Here is a 17,965-nt window from a genome sequence, read left to right as displayed (position 1 = left end):
TTAGGCGTTTTGTTGTCTGTATTTAGTTTGATCAATCAGGTATTGAAATAGTCGATTCTTTGATTCTGTAGCAGAGGCTTCACTCCAGTGCTGGAAGCCTTCTCCAGTTTTGAACCCTTGTTTCCCTTCGGCAACTAGTTGCTTTAGCTTGGTACTTGGCTCAAGTCCTGAATACAGATGTTCAAAGATATAGTTGTGAATATTCAAGCTGAGTTCGGTTGAGACCATGTCTGCGTTTTCAAACGGTGCAATTTGTGGCAGCCGAAAACCGAAAGAATTTTTGATGCACTCATCGATGGTATTTGCATCGGCAATCCCTTGATCGAGCATGTAGAAGGCTTCACGCCATAGGGCGTGTTGTAATCGATTGGCTAAAAATCCTGGAACATCTTTTTTGCATTCGGCAGGGGCTTTACCGCACTCCTGCAACAAATGCATCGCGCTACTAACAATATCATCGCGGCTTGCTTGAGTACGGATCACCTCTACCAGTGGGATTAATACCGCTGGATTCCAAAAGTGCATACCAATCACCCGGTCTCGCTTTTCGACGGCAGCGGCAATTTCGGTGATTGACTTGACCGAGGTGCCAGAGGCAAAAATACATTCGGGCTTGGCGTACTCTTCCATCTCTTTAAAAGTGGCATGTTTGATTTCCATGACCTCTGGTACCGATTCGAAGATTAAATCGGCATCTGCATAGGCTTCAATGGCATCAGCAGTCACTGATACGCGATCGAGAATGCCATCCTTTTTGCTCTCATCGAGCAGGCCTTCGCGAACAAACATATCCAGTTGAGCTGACATATCCTCAATAGCGGTACAGTTTGAAACATTGCGGGTCTTGATGGTGACGTTACGACCACCGCCGGAAAATATTTGAGCGATACCCACTCCCATCATTCCCGAACCACCCACAATGGTGATGTTTTTGATATCTAAACTATTCATTTATGTTTTCTCTTATTGATTGCTTAACCTGCGGTACAGCCGCCATCGACGTAGATGATTTGGCCGTTAATAAAATTCGCACCAGCAGAAGAGAGGAATAACACCAAGCCGATCATGTCTTTTGTTTCGGCGACACGCCCCATAGGCAATCGAGCAAGAAATGGCGCGATGCGATCGGGATCTTCACAAATTTCTTGGGTGAGTGGTGATTTGATCAGAGTGGGCGCTATTGCATTCACATTGATGGAGAAGTCTTGTTTAGCGCCTTTGATTGCCCATTCGGTAGCAAGTTGTTTGGTCAGCGAATCAACAGCTGCCTTGGATGCTGCATAGGCAGCATAACCGTCGGGGTGGCCACAGAATCCACGTACACTTGAGGTATTCACAATTTTGCCATGGCCTTGCTGCATGAAGTATTGACCAAACACTTGGCAGGGCACTAAGGTGCCAGTGACATTAACGTTTAATACTTGGTTAAACTTGTCGACGGGTATTTCTTCTGCCGGGGCACGAAAGGCCATACCAGCGTTATTAACCAGAATGTCGATGCGCCCATAGGTTTCATGTACTTGTTTCACAATTGCCTGTTGTGCCTCAACACTGGTTACATCGCCACAAATCGCTGTACATTCCCCACCTACTTGAGCAACACTGCGCACCGTCTCTTCTAGAGTTTCCATACGACGTGCCGTGACGATTGTTTTGGCACCGTGTAGTGCAAATGCCTGAGCATAGGCTGCCCCTAGGGTGCCGTTGCCGCCGGTAATCACCACAACTTTGTCTTGTAGGTCAAAACATTTACGGGCGAATTCGTCGCTCCAACTTGATGTCATCACCATTTTTATTTCCTCGTTATTTGATTTAAATCGTTTACTTATGCTGAGACCGTGACTAAAACCACCGCATCGGTATTGCTGCTATTCCACATTTTTCGTTTTTCATTTGGCTGCAAGCTAATGGATTCGAAACGATTGACTACATAGCTCTGGCCAGCTTCATTTTCGACGGTAATTTGACCCTCGATAACGAAGTAACTTTTCTCGGTGCCAGCGCCAAATGTGCCTTCTCCGTATTGCCAGTCGGCTCCTCCATCGGCCTTAAAAGTCGACAAGCCTTGCCAGAACTTTGTGAGGCCTGTGTCTTCGCCCTGAACTTTTAAACAGGACACATTGAAATGCTTGGGCGGTTGGTATTGGTTTAGTGTTTCCAATTGCGATAGCTTCATTTTTCTTCTCCAAATAGCTTGATAGATCCAGCGATCACCAGTTCGGTTCCGGTTTTTTGAATCACTTCTTCAACGCTGGTGTTATAGGCAATTTCTAGCAGTAACAAGCCCGCTTTCGTGGGTTTAATCACCGCTAGCTCGGTAACGATGAGGTCGACACAATGGCTTGCTGTGAGTGGCAGGGTGCATTGATTAAGAATTTTGGGCTCACCGTTTTTATTGCAATGAGTCATCATGATGATGACTTTCTTGGCCCCGTTCACCAGATCCATTGCACCGCCCATTCCGGCCACCATTTTTCCGGGGATCATGTAGTTAGCGAGATTGCCATGTCGGTCGACTTCCATGGCGCCAAGAACGGTTGCGTCTACGTGTCCTCCACGGATCAGCGCAAACGATAGGCTCGAATCAAAATAAGCCGCACCGTGGCAAGCCGTCGCGGCTTGGCCGCCCGCATTGGTGAGGTCCCAGTCTTCTTGCCCCGCTATAGCCGTCGAATCCAGACCGACCATGCCATTCTCTGATTGAAAGATGACGTGTTTTTCAGGTGCCACAAAATCTGCCACCAGAGTGGGCATGCCAATCCCAAGATTCACCAGGTCTCCAATATTGAGTTCTTCAGCGACGCGTTTAGCGATGAGGTTTTTAATTGACATATTGTTTACTCCACGATGAAATCGACAAGAACCGACGGCAGGGTAAATAACGCTGGTTCGACATGGTCGTAATCGATGATTTGCTCAGGCTCTACCAGAACCAGTTCGCCAGCGGTTGCCATCACAGGATTAAAATTGGCGGCGGTTTTGTTGAAGCTGGAGTTGCCGTATGGGTCGCTCAGATGGGTACGAATTAGTGAAACATCTGCTTTAAGTGGTTCTTCAATTAGGTAGCGTTGACCTGCCACTGTGACTTGTTGTTTCGCGTCTTCGACCAGAGTATTGAGCCCTGTTTTGGTTAAGACTCCACCAAGACCAGCTCCCCCTGCGCGAATTTGCTCGGCTAAGGTGCCTTGTGGGATTAACTCAACCTGCATTTCTCCACTATTCATTTTTTCACCGGCAATTCGATTTAAGCCGATATGGGATGCAATTAACTTACTTACTTGACCATTTTTAATGAGTTTGCCGACGCCTTTGTCTGGTAGACCTGCGTCGTTACAAATAACGGTAAGATTGGTGATATTTTTTTCTACCAGGGCATCGATCAACTTCTCTGGCGTACCAACCGTCATAAACCCGCCAACCATCACCGTCATCCCATCTTGGATATGTGCGATGGCTTGTTGGGGGCTAAGAGTTTGTTTACTGAGCATGACTTCTATCTCTGTCGCAATGAACTTGAGGCAGACTTTACGCCGAAGAGAATTGGAACAAATAGCGTCAGCGGGAAGGGGGCTTGCATTGTTGGGAGCGGATCTACGATTGAGCTCACACATTGCTTTTCTGGCGGTTGGCGGTCACACATTTTGCGGTCTTTTTTGCGCTGATGGGACTCGCGGTTCCATTCATGCAAATTTTATCCGAGTGAGTTCATACAAAAGTTTGATGATTTTGATGAACCATTTTTATCGTGCTGTAGCTTGGGTAGGTATTTTTGTCACAACAAGAGCAGCGGGGCTTCGAAAGGTTTCCGCACAACGGCATCGTTGAGTGGTCATTAAAATGTCATAGCCGTTGATTAGGCTAGGGAAAGAGTCACCAAACACGGCAGTTTTAACAGTAAAGGGAACGACCATGAGCAATCAAGCCTGCTTAGCAGGAATCATTTCAGCGAGCCTTTTAGTTGCTTGTACCCATTCAGCAACTACAGCGCCAACTACAGCGACCGGTTTTGTAGATAGTTTTCCTCAGCAGGGGAGTCGTCTACCTTACACGGTATTGCGAGATGATCTTATCGACGCTAAAACCAGTTTACCCTTGGAAATTCGTAATGGTGGTTTTGGCTCAGCCATGACTGGCAATCCAAATCAAGCGAATCAGTTTTACGCACTGACCGACCGAGGTCCGAACGCGAACTACAGTGGTGATTACGGGAAAGGGAAGAGCTTTCCAACAGCTAGTTACACGCCGCGGATCGGCTTATTTGAAGTGGCTGAGAATGGCGAGATCAGCCTCCTAAAAACTATTTTACTGAAGCGGCCAGATGGCAGCCTTATTTCAGGTTTACCCAATAGCTCGGCATTGGGTGGGACAGGTGAAACGCCTTATCATGCCAATGGCAAGCCAGTGTTGGTGAATGACAATCGGCCTTATGACGCGCAGCGTAATCCAATTAAGCTGGATGATTTTGGTTTGGATGGGGAAGGTTTAGCAGCCTTGCGCGATGGTACTTTCTGGGTGAGCGATGAATATGGCCCGCATCTGGTTCATTTTGATGCCAATGGGGTGGAACTTGAACGGATGAATGCGTTTCAAAACGACAAGCGGGCGACTTACCACTTGCCTGCGGTGTTTCAGCATCGACGTGCCAATCGAGGTATGGAAGGTTTAGCGATTACGCCAGACCAAGGCACCTTGGTGGGGATCATGCAGTCCACCATGAAAAATCCTGATAAAGCGGCACAAAAAGGCGATTTGACTCGTATCGTGAGTATTGCCTTAGCTAATGGCAAAACTGAACAGTATTTATATCGTCAGCAGAAAAAACAAAACTCAAATTCTGAGTTGGCGGCTTTGACCAGCCATGATTTTCTAGTGATAGAACGTGATGGTGGTTTTTTGCTGGGCGGGCCTAAGGGGGCTAGTAAAGCCAACCCCAAAGTGCAGAAACAAGTGTATCGCATCGATCTTCACAGCGGGACGCCGCTTTCTCAAGTGCCTTTATCGGCTTCAGTGACCCGCGATCCCAGCCTTGGATTACTGATTGACGGTCTAACGCTGGAGCAGTACAGCGTTAAATATGGCTGGGATGGCCTGGCTAAGCACGGGATTAAGCCGGTGACGAAAACCTTGGTGGTGGATATGGTACAAGCCGTTGCCTATCCACACGACAAGATGGAAGGCTTGTGGGTGATTGATCAACAGCATCTGGGGGTGCTGAATGATGATGACTTCGCTACTTGGTCAACGAAGGGGAAGTTAGAACAAAAACATCTCGATGCCAACACGGTTGATCACAACCACTTGTATATCATTAAGGCCGATCTTTTTGGCGTAAAATAGCCGATTGCTTGCAGCATCCGGCGAAAATAATTTGACTTTGTTGCTTTATAAAGTAGCACTGGGTGGTCGATATTCGACTCACCCAGTGGATACTGCTGGTGATTATTCAAGTTTTTTAGCTTGCATTCAAATCGCCCTCGAGAGAGTAAATGAGACAAGTTTTTTTGTTATCCTGTTGCTAAAATATGCGGTTACAACTGTTTACTGGCTAACAGTGCAGCGCCAAAAGAAACTAAGCCAGCACCGCACAGTTGATTGATCCGCTGCCCAAAGCGTTGAAAAATATTTGAGCTCCCTTTGCTGGTGACAACAAACGACAGCAAGCTAAACCAAATCCCATGGAGCAGGGCAATGTATAAGCCATAGACGATAACGAAGCTGAGTGTACTGTTGTCTGTAGTGAGCAGTTGGCTAAATACACTGAGAAAAAACAGCATCGTTTTTGGGTTTAGTAAGTTACATAAAAACCCCTGCATCACATATTTGCCAGCAGTTTGATGGGGTTGTTTTGCATGTTGCTCACTGATTTGGGTTTTTGAAGCGAATAAGCCACAGATCCCTAAGTAGATAAGATAGAGCGCGCCTATATATTTGATGGCGTTAAACAGAAAAATATTTTGTGAGATTAGGTGACTAATCCCGAATATAGAATAGCTGCTATGTACGCAGATACTGAGCGCTATGCCAAGCGCGGTGAGCATGCCAGCAGTTCGGCCCTTAGCCATGCTGTTTTTAAGCACTAAAACAAAGTCAGAACCGGGACTAACAACAATAAGAAAACCAAAAACTGCTAAACTCAAAAACTCCATAACTTCCCTGATAGGTTGAGGATTTGAATTTATTGTATCTATTTTTAGTTTATATATAATCGAAAATACGTCACAACAACTGTGAGAAATACTCACTCATGAGGCATTTAAAGGCGTTTCATGTTTTTCATATCGCCGCTCAGTCGAGCAGTTATAGTGAAGCCGCTAAAAAACTCTACTTAACCCATGGTGCCATTAGTAAACAGATCAAAGTGTTGGAACAGCATTTACAAAAGCCTTTATTTATCAAGCAAGGGCGACGAATGCAGCTAACAGCGCAAGGAAAAGTTCTGAAACACTATACTGATGTGGCGTTTGATGCGCTTGACAATGGTGCCAAGCAAGTGATTAGTATGGATGAGCATCATCTTGAAGTGTCCTGTGAGCCAACCTTAACCATGCGTTGGTTAATGCCGAGGCTATCGCAGTTTCACCAAAGCACAGGGATTGATGTCCGGCTCTCTACCGCTGGTGGTTCTATTGCCTTAAATGAGAATGGCCTATCGATGGCGATCCGACGTGATGATTTTGATATCCCCGAAGATTATGGTGTTCACCCCTTAGTCGAGGAATGGGTTGGGCCGGTGATGTCTGCGGCTTACTGGGATAAAGTTCAAGCAGATCTTACCAAGATGACTTTATTACACTCCGAAACGAGAGCCAGTGCATGGCAGGATTGGTCACAACACTCTTGCCATGTACTGCCAGTACATCCGTTTGAAAAGACCTTCGAACATTTTTATTTTTGCTTGCAAGCTGCTGCAGATGGTCTTGGGGCTGCAATGGGCTCTTATCCGTTAGTGGCCGATGATTTAGCTTGCGGTCGTTTAATTGCTCCTTTGGGTTTTATCTTGTCAGGGCATCACTATATTTTACTTAGTTGTCGCAATGAACTTGTAGAAGATGAGGCTCAGTTTTTAGCCTGGTTGCAGGACTGTATGCGTCGATCTTGTCCCGAAGGTTTGTCTGGTAAGCGAATATGATTTATTGGCCACCGAAGATGTTTGAGATTGAGAGATCTTCTTGCCGTTGCCCTATTGTGGTTTTGTGCTTTAATTGATCACCGCTTCTCGAAAGTATTTTTCCTGAATATATCTGCTTACAAACTTTGGAGTATTGAATGCGTCAAATCAACGGTAGTTGTCATTGTAATTCAGTACAATGGGCGTTTGAATTACCGATTAAAACGGTGGTCAAATGTCATTGTAATAGTTGTCGGAAATTGCAGGGCTCTGATTACAGTACATGGATTGTTGTGCCTCAGGCACAGTTCGAAGTGATTAAAGGTCATGAATATATCGCTAAATATAATGCCACAGAGTCATCCAGTAAGGCATTTTGTTCTAATTGCGGTTGTTCAGCATATTTGGTTAATGGTAAGCATTTCCCAGAAGACTTTGTGCTGCCTCTCGGCTCAATTGATCACTATTCAGAAGCGCTGGCACCGCAAATTCAAGTGTACACGACCGACAAAGCCGCGTGGCTAAAATTACATGATGATGAACCTGTATTTAGCTAAAGCTGTCACCCTTACAGCATTGTATGTAGTAAGGGGGCTTTTTGTATAAAACAAAGGTCGCAAACAGAGTCTGTTATGCGCCATTGTTTGATAACTTATAAGTGTTTAAGTATTTATGGAAACAGTAATCAATCGGGCTATTGCTTTGCGTAAGGACGGTCTGTACCAAGAATCTCGATCTTTGCTCGAAAGTTTGCTTAAGGATCGGACATTCGCGGCCAAAGCTCACTTGCAAATTGCATGGTCGTACGACAATCAAGGCAAAGAACAAGCGGCAATTCGGCATTATAAATTAGCCTTATTGGGTCCACTTTCTGCATCCGAATGCTTTGATTGCTTATTTGGTCTCGCAAGTACTTATAGAAGTCTCGGTGCTTATGCCGAAGCTTTACTTTACTTTGAGCAAGTTATGAATGAATATCCTGAGTCAATTGAAGCTCAGCCTTTTTATGCCATGTGTTTGTATAATGTGGGTCGCCACAAGGAGGCCATTTCATTGCTGCTTGAGCTCTTGGTTTCAACCACAAATAGTGGATCCATTCAAGAATACCAAGCGGCTATTTTGTTATATGCCAAAGACCTCGACAAAATTTGGTAAGCACAATTTGCTCATAAAATGGAATGACATACCCAGTATGGCTTGTGGTTAAAGTTGGTGTCTATTGGCCACTTGGGGTTCAACGATGAAGCAAGCTTGGCTTCATCTGTACCTGCCAGTACTTTGATTATTCTAGGGGAAGACTAGTGGCTTACTGTTCACTCGCGATGTTTTGAAGATAGAGGCGTGATGCTAAGTTTTTGCTGAATAAAGGCTAATAATTTGTCGGACTGATCGTGGAAGTGTTCAATGGAGTCATGTTTTGCTCCTTCAACAGCCATAATTGTCACCGACTGTTTGTCTGTAGCATTCTGTTGAATCAGTTGCATATCGCTGATCGGGACCACCTTATCTTCCGTGCCGTGGGCCAGTAATACTGGACAGCGAAGCTCGCTGATTCGGTTCATCGGGGCAATATCTTCGAAACGAAATCCTATCACATGTTGAATGTAGTTTAAGATCTGCGTACGCATGAAGCGAGGCAACCAGGGTTTGTCTAAATGGCGCTTCATTAGCAGGTTGGGATGTGCAAAGCCCGACAGGCCTATTACCAAATCGATGTCATGGCGCCGGGAAGCACTCAGAATAGCTGCCGCCGCGCCAAGCGAATGGCCTAGGACCACCAGTTGATGGCCAGGGGAGCGCTGTTGAAGCCAATCAAGTGCGCAGCCAAGATCTTCAGCAAAGCGCGGCAGTGAGGAAAAACTGTCTCGGTCACTGCGACCATGATTGCGCGCATCATAAAGTAGAACATCCATTCCGGCAGCGTAGAAGGGTTGCGCCAGTGGTAGCATCATTTCGGCGTTTGCCCCCCAACCGTGCACGATGACCAGAGTACATCGACTGTTGTTGGCGGGCAGAAACCAGGAAAACAGTTGTTTACCGTTTACGCTGCTGAGCCATTGCTCAGAGAAATTTATCCCCAGCGCTGCGGGTGTCGATTGTTCGATGATCCGTGGTGCGCGATAGACCCGATGCAAGATCAGCGGAAAGCATAGTAGCAGGCAGGCAAGTACGACTGTCAGGAGTAAAAATAAGTCCATGGATGATGGCTTAAGCGTTAAGGTTTAGGCCAGCATTATAGCAAGCGAAACATCTGCGCGAGTGCGTGAATGTCTTAATTTTTGAGCTTGAGTTTTTGAGCTTAAGTTTTGCTGCTTAAGTTTTATGATTGGAAGGCGATTGCTAGACAGCAAAAAGTCTGGATTAGTGATATCAAGACGGTAAGCCGTAGATAGTCAGTGCTTGCTTGGGGCTGATGGAATCGCTGTCGTCAGCAAGGGTGAACAAGCTCATAAGCAAATGATTATGAGCTTGTGATTGATTAACTAAAAAGCACGAGTGCTGTGGGTACCGCAAGTAGCAAGCTTAAAAGTGTGCGAATAAACCAAATCACCACTAATTTAGCAACACTTAAGGGGATTTTGGTTGAAAGAATACATGGGATGGATGCCGAGAAAAATAGGATGGATGAAATCGCAACCACTCCTGCTGAAAAGCGAGCAACCAAATCGGCATCTTTCATCAACAAAGCGGGCAAAAACATTTCGGCTAACCCAGCGGCACTGGCCTTAGAGAGCGCCATCGCATTCTCGATATTAAATATCCAAATTACCGGATAGAACAGGTAACCAATCCAATCAAACAGCGGCGTGTATTTGGCGAGCAATAAACCGATTAAGCCGACTGACATAATTGAGGGCAAAATGCTAATCGTCATCAGTAAGCCATCTTTTAGATTGACCAAAATACTTTTGCCAAGTGGTTGTGCTTGTTCTGCGACTTGCAAGCCGTTTTTAAGAGCACTCGCGAGTCTATTTCCTGGCTCGCAATTTGGCTCTCGATGGCTAGCGTGGTTATTGATTGTTGTTAATGGGGGGAGGCGGACTGTGATTGCGGTGACGATGAAAGTAATCAACAGTGTTAACCAAAAGTAAAGATTCCAAATCGCCATTAAATCTAAAGTTTTTGCAACGATAATCATAAAGGTCGCAGAAACCGTTGAAAAGCCGGTTGCGATAATCGCCGCTTCGCGTGCCGAGTAGTGACCAGAGAGGTAGACTCGGTTGGTGATCAGTAAACCGATGGAATAGCTGCCGACGAAAGAGGCGACTGCGTCGATTGCAGAGCGCCCTGGAGTGCGCCAAATTGGCTGCATTAATTTTTGTAAAATGATGCCAATACTTTCTAATAGACCGTAACTGACTAAAAACGCGAGAAATACTGAGCCAACTGGTACGATTAAACCGACCGATATTACCAGCTTATTGAATAAAAACGGCAGCATATCGGGAGTTTGTAAAAACGCTGGCCCCGATTGACTGATGGCGAGAATGGCTGCGATAACACCGAGCCATTTCAACGCAAGAAAAACTTTATTGGAGAAGCTTTTACGCCATTCATTACTGATGATTGGGTAAATGGCACCAGCCAAAATCATGGCCATCGCATACCAAGCGGTTCCAGCACCAAGGCTTGTTTTTAACCAAGCGACAATATGGTCTAAAGGAATGCTTTGTTTTCCAGCAACCGTGATTGGAATAAAAAACATAAAGATACCGACACTACTTAGTCCAAGCAATCTTGCCCAAACCAAGCTTGGTGAAGCACTCGACTTGACCAGCTGACTCATTGCACTCTCCATTTTACATTCAATTTGTTAGCGACGTGAAGACGAAGCTTGATATAAGTTATATATATGTATATACAACTAAGACTAATCATTAATTAGCAATCTATATGCCAAGTGATAAGCATCCATAAATACAGCGTCAGCCAAGCAAGATGCATCGATGGCTCGCCCATTCCAGGTCTTTCTGCACCAGTTTGAGGTGATAAATGCACCTATTTAGTGCTTTCGGGGCGATTTCTTGAAGGTTTTACGAGTGAGGACGAGATATTTTTTCTGGTCGTGAGTTATTTTTGCTCAATACTTTGTGGGGGCGTTGTTATTATCTTGTCTTTGCCTTAAGGGTTTCCAGTGCATATGACAGAGGCCTCGGTTCGGCCTAATGACTCGGCTAAATGAGTGCTTGTATATGCCTATTTATACCAGGCTAACAGATTATCTGTTCATTCTTGCTAGCCTGGAACAGCACGACCGCGTTATGTGTTTTGTAATTAGAGCCACTGGTGACAGCACTTCATGCCTAGTTCTCGGCAGATTTATTCTATGCAATCAGCGGATCATATACTGAATCAAATCGGTATTAGCTGGGAAAAGGAATTTAAACACATCATGATGAATTGAAACACCAACTTGATTGGTATGGCAATGCTACAGATATAAGTTCCCCGATCGTGAGAATTTGTGAGTAAGAGTGGCATAGAGAGCGAGATTGTGGGGAATGGGTTGGGGACGGAGTTATTGATCAATTTGCTTCATTCTGAGCTTGCCTGTCGATTGCCAATGCATCGAGTATCCGCAAACAAAGTCTTGAATGAGTGTATGCTCACTCAAGACCTGTGCCGCTTAGTTATTGAATCAGTTGATCAATTAGCGCGTCATCTGCGACCGTGGGGATGGTAACTTTTAGTCGCGGCTCGGCGGCCATGGCTCGTTTGATGGCAAACACCGCGCCTTCATTTCGAGCCCAGTTTCTTCTTGATATGCCGTTATTTACATCCCAATGCAGCATCGACTTCAAGCGTCTGGCACAATCATCTGAGCCGTCCAGCAGCATCCCGAAACCGCCATTGATCACTTCGCCCCAGCCAACGCCACCGCCATTGTGAATACTGACCCAGGTTGCCCCGCGGAATGAATCGCCAATCACATTGTGGATCGCCATATCGGCGGTAAACCTAGAACCGTCGTAGATATTTGAGGTTTCTCGATAAGGTGAGTCGGTGCCGGATACATCATGATGATCGCGACCCAGAATCACTGGTGCAGATAGTCTGCCCGACTTGATGGCCTGATTAAATGCATCAGCAATCTTGATCCGTCCTTCGGCATCGGCATATAAAATTCTAGCTTGAGAACCCACCACCAATTTGTTTTCCTTGGCTTCTCGGATCCAAAGCAGGTTATCGGCAATCTGTTGTTTAATTTCTTTTGGTGCCTCCAGATACATGGCTTCCAGTACTTCAGCGGCAATTTGGTCGGTAACATCCAGATCCTGTTCACTGGAAGAGGCACATACCCAGCGAAACGGTCCAAAACCATAATCAAAACAAATTGGTCCCATAATATCCTGCACGTAGGAAGGATATTTAAAGGAGCCGTCGGCTTGCATAATATCGGCCCCGGCGCGACTCGCTTCGAGCAGAAAAGCATTCCCATAATCAAAGAAATACATGCCCTTGGCGGTGAGCTGGTTAATCGCATCAACATGCCTTTTCAGGGAGTGTTGCACCGCAGCTTTGAATTTTTCAGCTTGATTGGCCATCATCTCATTGGACTCCTCAAAGCTGTAACCAACCGGGTAGTAGCCACCCGCCCAGGGATTATGCAGCGAGGTTTGATCGGAGCCGAGATCCACTTGAATATCTTCCTGAGCAAACCTTTCCCAAAGGTCAACGATGTTGCCAAGATAAGCCAAGGAGACAGGCTTGCCTTGCTCCAGCGCGAGTTTCACTCGGGCCATGAGTTGCTCGATATCTTCATAGATTTCATCAACCCAGCCTTGTTGATGGCGTTTATAAGCCGCTTTAGGATTCACCTCGGCCACGATACCGATGGTTTTGGCGATGACTGCTGCTTTGGGTTGGGCGCCACTCATTCCGCCCAGCCCAGAGGTGACAAATATCGGTAGTTTGGATGGATCGCGATCCGGTTTCATTCGGGTGGCATTTAAAACGGTCAGTGTGGTGCCATGCACAATCCCTTGTGGTCCGATATACATGAATGAACCCGCTGTCATCTGACCATATTGAGTCACCCCCAGTGCGTTAAATTTTTCCCAATCATCGGGCTTTGAATAGTTGGGGATCATCATGCCATTGGTCACCACCACCCGAGGTGCGTCTTTGTGTGACGGATATAAACCCATAGGATGACCCGAATACAACACTAAGGTTTGTTCATCGCTCATCTCTGCGAGGTACTTCATGGTAAGGCGATACTGGATCCAATTCGAGAACACCGAACCGTTGCCACCATAGGTAATCAGTTCTTCAGGATGCTGGGCAATCGCATGATCTAGGTTGTTGCTCAGCATCAGCATAATGGCAGCGGCCTGCTTGGATTGTTGCGGGTACTCATCGATAGACCTTGCCGAAATCTGATAGTTCGGCATGAAACGATACATGTAAATGCGGCCGTAGGTTTCCAGCTCCTGATAAAAATCTTCAGCAAGTTCCTGATGATGCGCTTCGGGAAAGTATCTTAGGGCATTTTTTATGGCTAATTTTTTCTCGGTCTTAGTGAGAATATCTTTTCTTTTTGGCGCATGGCTTAAGTTCTCATTTCTGGCTCTTTTGGCCGGTAAGATCTTCGGGATACCTTCTAAGATCATGTCCTTGAAACTTTGCTCAGTCATTTTAAACCTCGTTTGTATTCTTTAAGTATGCTGCTTTGCCGGGCGCTAATAAACAGCTGATGAGCTGCTGTAACAACGGCTTAAGGGGCTCAATTTTGCCGCTATCCAGCTGATAAGTTTTAGAAGAATCAGCTAGATAAGTATCTTGTGAGAGCTCGAGCTGAATCGCGTGAATGTTGTGTTGGGGCTGGCCAAAATGGCGGGTGATGTAGCCGCCCTTAAAGCGTCCGTTACAAACATGGCTATAGTGGCTACTGGCTACAATCTTTTCTAAGTCAGTGAGTAAGTCAGGCGCGCAGGCGAGGCCGTCATTGTTGCCAAAGTTGAAATCGGGCAGTTTTCCTGCAAATAACATCGGCACCTGTGCGGCAATGCTATGCGCGTCAAATAAGATGGCATAGCCAAATTGGGCTTTCAGCCGCGCCAGTTCGCTGGCAATCTGTTGGTGATAGGGCTGCCAAATTTCAGTCTTAATCTGTGCTTTTAAAGCGGCGCTATGCTGCTTGTCGGTTAAAAAAACCGGGCGTTCATCAAATAATATCTCCGGAAATAACCCGGTGGTTTTACTGGCATAAAGTGCTTGGTCATCCTGCGGGCGATTTAAATCCACTACATAGCGTGAATAGTTGGCGCTGATGATGGATACATCCAACTCGCTTAAGAACTCGTATAACTGAGGCAAATACCAGTCGGTATCCGGCAAGTGCCTGGCCGATTCGCTCAGGCGCGCTTGCATCCCGGGCAATAATTGCAGGCCACTATGTGGCATGCTGACCAGGAGTGGGTTATTGCCCTGATGAAACTGAAATGGTTTTTCGCACTTAAACATCTGTGAGTTCTCCTGCTTTGACCCGAGCCTTTAACAAATCCCCACCCAGCCAATAACTAAGCTCCCCTGGGCTGTCGATGTCCCAACAGACAAAATCGGCGATTTTGCCAAGGCTGAGTTGGCCATGAGTCTTGGCCAAACCCAAAGCTTTGGCGGCGTGAATGGTGGTGCCTGCCAGTGCTTCTTCGGGCGTTAAACCAAACAGGGTACAGGCCATGTTCATCATCAGCCGCAGCGAGAGTACTGGTGAGGTGCCGGGATTGGCATCGCTGGCAATCGCCATCGGCACTCCGTACTGGCGTAATAGCGCAATTGGTGGCTTTTGGCTTTCTTTCAAGCAGAAGAAGGCGCCGGGCAATAACACCGCGACGGTGCCCGATTGCGCCATGGCGGCAACATCTTGCTCGGTTAAATATTCCAAATGGTCAGCCGACAGCGCTTGGTAGCGAGCAGCTAAAGAACTGCCACCAAGCGCCGACAACTGCTCAGCGTGTAATTTTACCGGTAGTCCTAAAGATTGCGCGACCTTAAAGTAGCGCTCCACTTGTGCGGGACTAAAAGCAATGCCTTCACAAAAGGCATCCACTGCATCGGCCAAGCCTAAATGGGCGATTTGTGGCAGTAGTTGTTCACACAAATAGTCGATGTAGTCGTCGGCGCGGCCCTCAAATTCTGGTGGCAGGGCATGCGCGGCGAGGCAAGTGGTTTGAACATCCACTGGAAAATCTTTGGCTAAATCGCGAGCCACTTGCAGCATTTTGGCTTCATCAGTGCTTGTGAGGCCATAACCCGATTTTATTTCTACCGTGGTTACGCCATCTTTTAGCAGCGCGCTTAAGCGGCGTTTGGCGGAGTCGGCCAACTGTTGTTGACTGGCCGCCCGAGTGTCTCTTACCGAAGCGGCGATGCCACCGCCTGCCTTGGCGATTTGTTGATAGCTGATGCCATTGAGGCGTTGCTCAAATTCGCTAGCGCGATTGCCACCAAAAATAAGGTGAGTATGGCAATCAATTAAACCGGGGGTCACCCAACCGCCGCCCAAATCATGTTCCTGTTCAGCCTGATAAGCGGGGAGCGCTGCATATTCACCAATCCAGACGATGTGTTGTTGGTTGACGCCAATAGCTGCGTTTTCGATGCTTTGATAGTGGCCACCTTGCATGCTGGCGAGGTGGAAACCGTACCAAAGAGAATCAAATTTGATGGCTTGACTCATCTGCGCCTCGTTTCTTGTTTGATGATTAAAACGGTCAGGCCACGGCTGGTTTGCAGCTGTGGCGCTACGGTAAATACCGACGGTGAGCGATTAAGGCTTGCCGCCGAACCCAGGCTTATGCCTTCATTTCGTTTTGGCTGGGTAATAAACCCTGCGGCATTTGCTCGTTATGGAGTGCTTCGGCAAGCAGCTGGTTGGCTTTTTCGATATCTGCTGCGAAGTAGCGATCTTTATCGTAAAACGGTACTCGGGCGCGAAGCTCGGCTTTGGCTTGCTCCAGTCGCTCGGTCGACTTCAGAGGCGATCTAAAATCTAAACCTTGCGCCGCGGAGAGCATCTCTACGGCTAAGATCCCACGGGTATTCTCTGACATATCTTTTAAGCGGCGTGCCGCAAAGGTGGCCATGGAGACATGGTCTTCTTGGTTGGCCGAAGTGGGGAGGCTGTCTACTGACGCCGGATGAGCAAAGCTTTTGTTTTCGCTGGCCAGGGCGGCAGCGGTCACCTGCGCAATCATAAAACCGGAGTTTACCCCACCGTTATCTACCAAAAATGGCGGCAGTTTGCTGAGGCTGCTGTCGATGAGCAGCGCCATCCGCCGCTCCGATAAACTGCCTATTTCGGCAATTGCCAGTGCTAGGTTATCGGCGGCAAAGGCCACCGGTTCGGCATGGAAGTTACCGCCGGAAATAATATCGCCTTCGGCTGCAAACACTAAGGGATTGTCGGAGACTGCGTTAGCTTCCACTAACAGGGTGTTGGCAGAATTGCGGATCTGATCTAAACATGCGCCCATTACCTGAGGTTGGCAACGCAGCGAGTAGGGATCTTGTACTTTTTCGCAGCCCACGTGTGATTCGCCTAAGTCACTACTCTCACCAAGCAAATGACGATAAGCGGCAGCAGCGTCGATTTGTGTTTGATGACCGCGCACTTCATGGACTCGCGCATCAAAGGGACGGCGGCTGCCGAGCGCTGCTTCTACCGATAGAGAACCGCAGACAATTGCTGAAGCGTACAAATCTTCGGCATGGAATAGGCCTTCCAAAGCAAAGGCGGTGGAGGCCTGAGTGCCGTTGAGCAAGGCCAAGCCTTCTTTGGGCGCGAGAGTAATTGGCGCTAAACCCGCGATGGCAAGCGCGGCTTGTCCAGAAATGATTTCCCCCTTGTAGCGAGCCTGACCTTCGCCAAGCAGTACCGCGCTCATATGGGCCAGCGGGGCCAAATCACCGGAAGCGCCCACCGAACCTTTCTGTGGAATACAGGGGTATACCTGTTTATTAATCAGGGTGAGCAAAGCTTCAATGACACTGAAGCGGATCCCCGAGAAGCCGCGAGCCAGACTGTTTACCTTCAGCGCCATCACCATTTTTACCGTAGCATCACTCATCAGCTCGCCAATACCAGCCGCGTGAGATAACACGATGCTGCGTTGTAATTCTTCCAGATCGTCAGCGGCAATGCGGGTATTGGCCAACAAACCAAAACCGGTGTTAATCCCGTATACGGTGCGGTCTTCGGCGATGACATCGTTTACGACCTGAGTGCTGGCATCGATGCCGGCAATCGCGTTTGGATCGAGGGATAATTGAACACTACGGCGGCTGATTTGGCGCAACTGATTAAGACTGATTTTTCCTGGTACGATTGTAAATTCAAACATGAATTATCTGCTCCGCAATGTTTGCTGTTTGATGAGGTGAACCAGCGCAGTGGCAATTCAACTTCGCTATAACGCTTATCTTAGTTTAGTCGTTGTAATTGCCAGTTTGATCGTAATGACTGCACAGGGCTAGTATCACGATCGAAGTGGTTTTGCTTGCTCAACTCATATTAATTATGAACATGATTTCCGCCGCTTGGCTTAACATGTATATACAAGTTAGCCAAACAATAAAATCAAATGTGATTCAGCGCAAGTATTTTCTGTGGAAAAACCGATGCGAGTAAACCTAATCGGGTCAATATTGTGGGCCACTTGTGCGGGAGTGAGGCAAAGTTATCTGGATGAAAGCTCGCCATGTGCATCAATTTTTGAGGAAATGCTAGGGAAATCACTCATTAATACAGCGGTAAGCTTTTGCTGCAATGCGCTTATTGTTTGGTCTTTGCAATGCGTCGTGAGTGGGACTTGCTGGTTTCACTCAGCAATAATCCGCACATACGATAAAAAT

The 17,965-nt window shown here is 47.0% G+C and carries 16 protein-coding genes; 4 read left to right on the top strand and 12 right to left on the bottom strand.

The window, feature by feature from the left end; all coding sequences use genetic code 11:
• The 5 genes from ACRRS1_RS14080 to ACRRS1_RS14060 are packed head-to-tail and all read right to left on the bottom strand — an operon-like array spanning position 1 to position 3,488.
• A complete protein-coding gene (locus ACRRS1_RS14080) occupies positions 1-951 on the bottom strand; it encodes a 3-hydroxyacyl-CoA dehydrogenase family protein (RefSeq protein WP_432452547.1) in 951 nt (316 codons plus the stop codon).
• A gap of 23 nt (positions 952-974) precedes the next feature.
• Positions 975-1,790, bottom strand: a complete 816-nt coding sequence (locus tag ACRRS1_RS14075) for an SDR family NAD(P)-dependent oxidoreductase (RefSeq protein WP_432452548.1) — start codon at positions 1,788-1,790, stop codon at positions 975-977.
• 35 nt (positions 1,791-1,825) lie between these two features.
• Positions 1,826-2,176 (bottom strand): cupin domain-containing protein, encoded by a 351-nt coding sequence (locus tag ACRRS1_RS14070; protein WP_432452549.1) that lies wholly within the window; start codon positions 2,174-2,176, stop codon positions 1,826-1,828.
• The gene (locus tag ACRRS1_RS14065) at positions 2,173-2,832 is read right to left on the bottom strand and encodes a 3-oxoacid CoA-transferase subunit B (protein WP_432452550.1); all 660 of its coding nucleotides are present in this window, start codon (positions 2,830-2,832) and stop codon (positions 2,173-2,175) included. The genes ACRRS1_RS14070 and ACRRS1_RS14065 overlap by 4 nt, the downstream gene beginning before the upstream one ends.
• Before the next feature lie 5 nt (positions 2,833-2,837).
• Entirely contained in the window at positions 2,838-3,488 is a 651-nt protein-coding gene (locus ACRRS1_RS14060) for a CoA transferase subunit A (RefSeq protein WP_432452551.1), read from the bottom strand.
• Between the two features lie 421 nt (positions 3,489-3,909).
• Here ACRRS1_RS14060 and ACRRS1_RS14055 point away from each other — a divergent pair, with 421 nt between their 5' ends.
• Positions 3,910-5,337, top strand: a complete 1,428-nt coding sequence (locus ACRRS1_RS14055; RefSeq protein WP_432467547.1) for an esterase-like activity of phytase family protein — start codon at positions 3,910-3,912, stop codon at positions 5,335-5,337.
• A gap of 191 nt (positions 5,338-5,528) precedes the next feature.
• Here the strand turns inward: ACRRS1_RS14055 and ACRRS1_RS14050 are convergent, their stop codons facing one another.
• Positions 5,529-6,146, bottom strand: coding sequence for a LysE family translocator (locus tag ACRRS1_RS14050; RefSeq protein ID WP_432452553.1), 618 nt, complete (start codon positions 6,144-6,146; stop codon positions 5,529-5,531).
• A 98-nt stretch (positions 6,147-6,244) separates the two neighbouring features.
• Here ACRRS1_RS14050 and ACRRS1_RS14045 point away from each other — a divergent pair, with 98 nt between their 5' ends.
• The 3 genes from ACRRS1_RS14045 (at position 6,245) to ACRRS1_RS14035 (ending at position 8,263) form a co-directional block, all read left to right on the top strand.
• Entirely contained in the window at positions 6,245-7,129 is an 885-nt protein-coding gene (locus tag ACRRS1_RS14045) for a LysR family transcriptional regulator (protein WP_432467549.1), read from the top strand.
• Between the two features lie 137 nt (positions 7,130-7,266).
• On the top strand, positions 7,267-7,665 hold the full coding sequence (locus ACRRS1_RS14040) for a GFA family protein (RefSeq protein WP_432452555.1): 399 nt from the start codon (positions 7,267-7,269) through the stop codon (positions 7,663-7,665).
• A gap of 115 nt (positions 7,666-7,780) precedes the next feature.
• Entirely contained in the window at positions 7,781-8,263 is a 483-nt protein-coding gene (locus ACRRS1_RS14035; protein ID WP_432452556.1) for a tetratricopeptide repeat protein, read from the top strand.
• Positions 8,264-8,421: 158 nt separating this feature from the next.
• Here ACRRS1_RS14035 and ACRRS1_RS14030 read toward each other — a convergent pair whose 3' ends face one another.
• From ACRRS1_RS14030 to hutH, 6 genes are all read right to left on the bottom strand, one after another.
• A complete protein-coding gene (locus ACRRS1_RS14030) occupies positions 8,422-9,306 on the bottom strand; it encodes an alpha/beta hydrolase (protein ID WP_432467551.1) in 885 nt (294 codons plus the stop codon).
• 281 nt (positions 9,307-9,587) lie between these two features.
• A complete protein-coding gene (locus ACRRS1_RS14025; RefSeq protein ID WP_432467553.1) occupies positions 9,588-10,895 on the bottom strand; it encodes a YjiH family protein in 1,308 nt (435 codons plus the stop codon).
• An 844-nt stretch (positions 10,896-11,739) separates the two neighbouring features.
• Complete coding sequence (locus ACRRS1_RS14020; protein ID WP_432467555.1) at positions 11,740-13,746, bottom strand: urocanate hydratase; 2,007 nt, start codon at positions 13,744-13,746, stop codon at positions 11,740-11,742.
• A gap of 1 nt (position 13,747) precedes the next feature.
• On the bottom strand, positions 13,748-14,575 hold the full coding sequence (hutG, locus tag ACRRS1_RS14015) for an N-formylglutamate deformylase (RefSeq protein WP_432467557.1): 828 nt from the start codon (positions 14,573-14,575) through the stop codon (positions 13,748-13,750).
• Entirely contained in the window at positions 14,568-15,791 is a 1,224-nt protein-coding gene (hutI, locus tag ACRRS1_RS14010) for an imidazolonepropionase (RefSeq protein WP_432452562.1), read from the bottom strand. The genes hutG and hutI overlap by 8 nt, the downstream gene beginning before the upstream one ends.
• Positions 15,792-15,906: 115 nt before the next feature.
• Positions 15,907-17,454: a histidine ammonia-lyase gene (gene hutH / locus ACRRS1_RS14005; protein WP_432467558.1), complete on the bottom strand. Its 1,548-nt coding sequence runs from the start codon at positions 17,452-17,454 to the stop codon at positions 15,907-15,909.
• Positions 17,455-17,965 lie beyond the last annotated feature (511 nt).

Source organism: Agarivorans sp. Z349TD_8 (assembly GCF_050870825.2).
In the GTDB taxonomy this organism is placed as follows: domain Bacteria; phylum Pseudomonadota; class Gammaproteobacteria; order Enterobacterales; family Celerinatantimonadaceae; genus Agarivorans.
The sequence above is the reverse complement of the archived record's forward strand: the minus strand, read 5'-3'. Positions and strand labels throughout refer to the sequence as shown.

What these genes read in the sequence shown, in the direction of transcription:
- ACRRS1_RS14080 (WP_432452547.1), bottom strand. Translation starts at nt 951, where the DNA reads ATGAATAGTTTAGATATCAAAAACATCACCATTGTGGGTGGTTCGGGA.
- ACRRS1_RS14075 (WP_432452548.1), bottom strand. Translation starts at nt 1,790, where the DNA reads ATGGTGATGACATCAAGTTGGAGCGACGAATTCGCCCGTAAATGTTTT.
- ACRRS1_RS14070 (WP_432452549.1), bottom strand. Translation starts at nt 2,176, where the DNA reads ATGAAGCTATCGCAATTGGAAACACTAAACCAATACCAACCGCCCAAG.
- ACRRS1_RS14065 (WP_432452550.1), bottom strand. Translation starts at nt 2,832, where the DNA reads ATGTCAATTAAAAACCTCATCGCTAAACGCGTCGCTGAAGAACTCAAT.
- ACRRS1_RS14060 (WP_432452551.1), bottom strand. Translation starts at nt 3,488, where the DNA reads ATGCTCAGTAAACAAACTCTTAGCCCCCAACAAGCCATCGCACATATC.
- ACRRS1_RS14055 (WP_432467547.1), top strand. Translation starts at nt 3,910, where the DNA reads ATGAGCAATCAAGCCTGCTTAGCAGGAATCATTTCAGCGAGCCTTTTA.
- ACRRS1_RS14050 (WP_432452553.1), bottom strand. Translation starts at nt 6,146, where the DNA reads ATGGAGTTTTTGAGTTTAGCAGTTTTTGGTTTTCTTATTGTTGTTAGT.
- ACRRS1_RS14045 (WP_432467549.1), top strand. Translation starts at nt 6,245, where the DNA reads ATGAGGCATTTAAAGGCGTTTCATGTTTTTCATATCGCCGCTCAGTCG.
- ACRRS1_RS14040 (WP_432452555.1), top strand. Translation starts at nt 7,267, where the DNA reads ATGCGTCAAATCAACGGTAGTTGTCATTGTAATTCAGTACAATGGGCG.
- ACRRS1_RS14035 (WP_432452556.1), top strand. Translation starts at nt 7,781, where the DNA reads ATGGAAACAGTAATCAATCGGGCTATTGCTTTGCGTAAGGACGGTCTG.
- ACRRS1_RS14030 (WP_432467551.1), bottom strand. Translation starts at nt 9,306, where the DNA reads ATGGACTTATTTTTACTCCTGACAGTCGTACTTGCCTGCCTGCTACTA.
- ACRRS1_RS14025 (WP_432467553.1), bottom strand. Translation starts at nt 10,895, where the DNA reads ATGAGTCAGCTGGTCAAGTCGAGTGCTTCACCAAGCTTGGTTTGGGCA.
- ACRRS1_RS14020 (WP_432467555.1), bottom strand. Translation starts at nt 13,746, where the DNA reads ATGACTGAGCAAAGTTTCAAGGACATGATCTTAGAAGGTATCCCGAAG.
- hutG (WP_432467557.1), bottom strand. Translation starts at nt 14,575, where the DNA reads ATGTTTAAGTGCGAAAAACCATTTCAGTTTCATCAGGGCAATAACCCA.
- hutI (WP_432452562.1), bottom strand. Translation starts at nt 15,791, where the DNA reads ATGAGTCAAGCCATCAAATTTGATTCTCTTTGGTACGGTTTCCACCTC.
- hutH (WP_432467558.1), bottom strand. Translation starts at nt 17,454, where the DNA reads ATGTTTGAATTTACAATCGTACCAGGAAAAATCAGTCTTAATCAGTTG.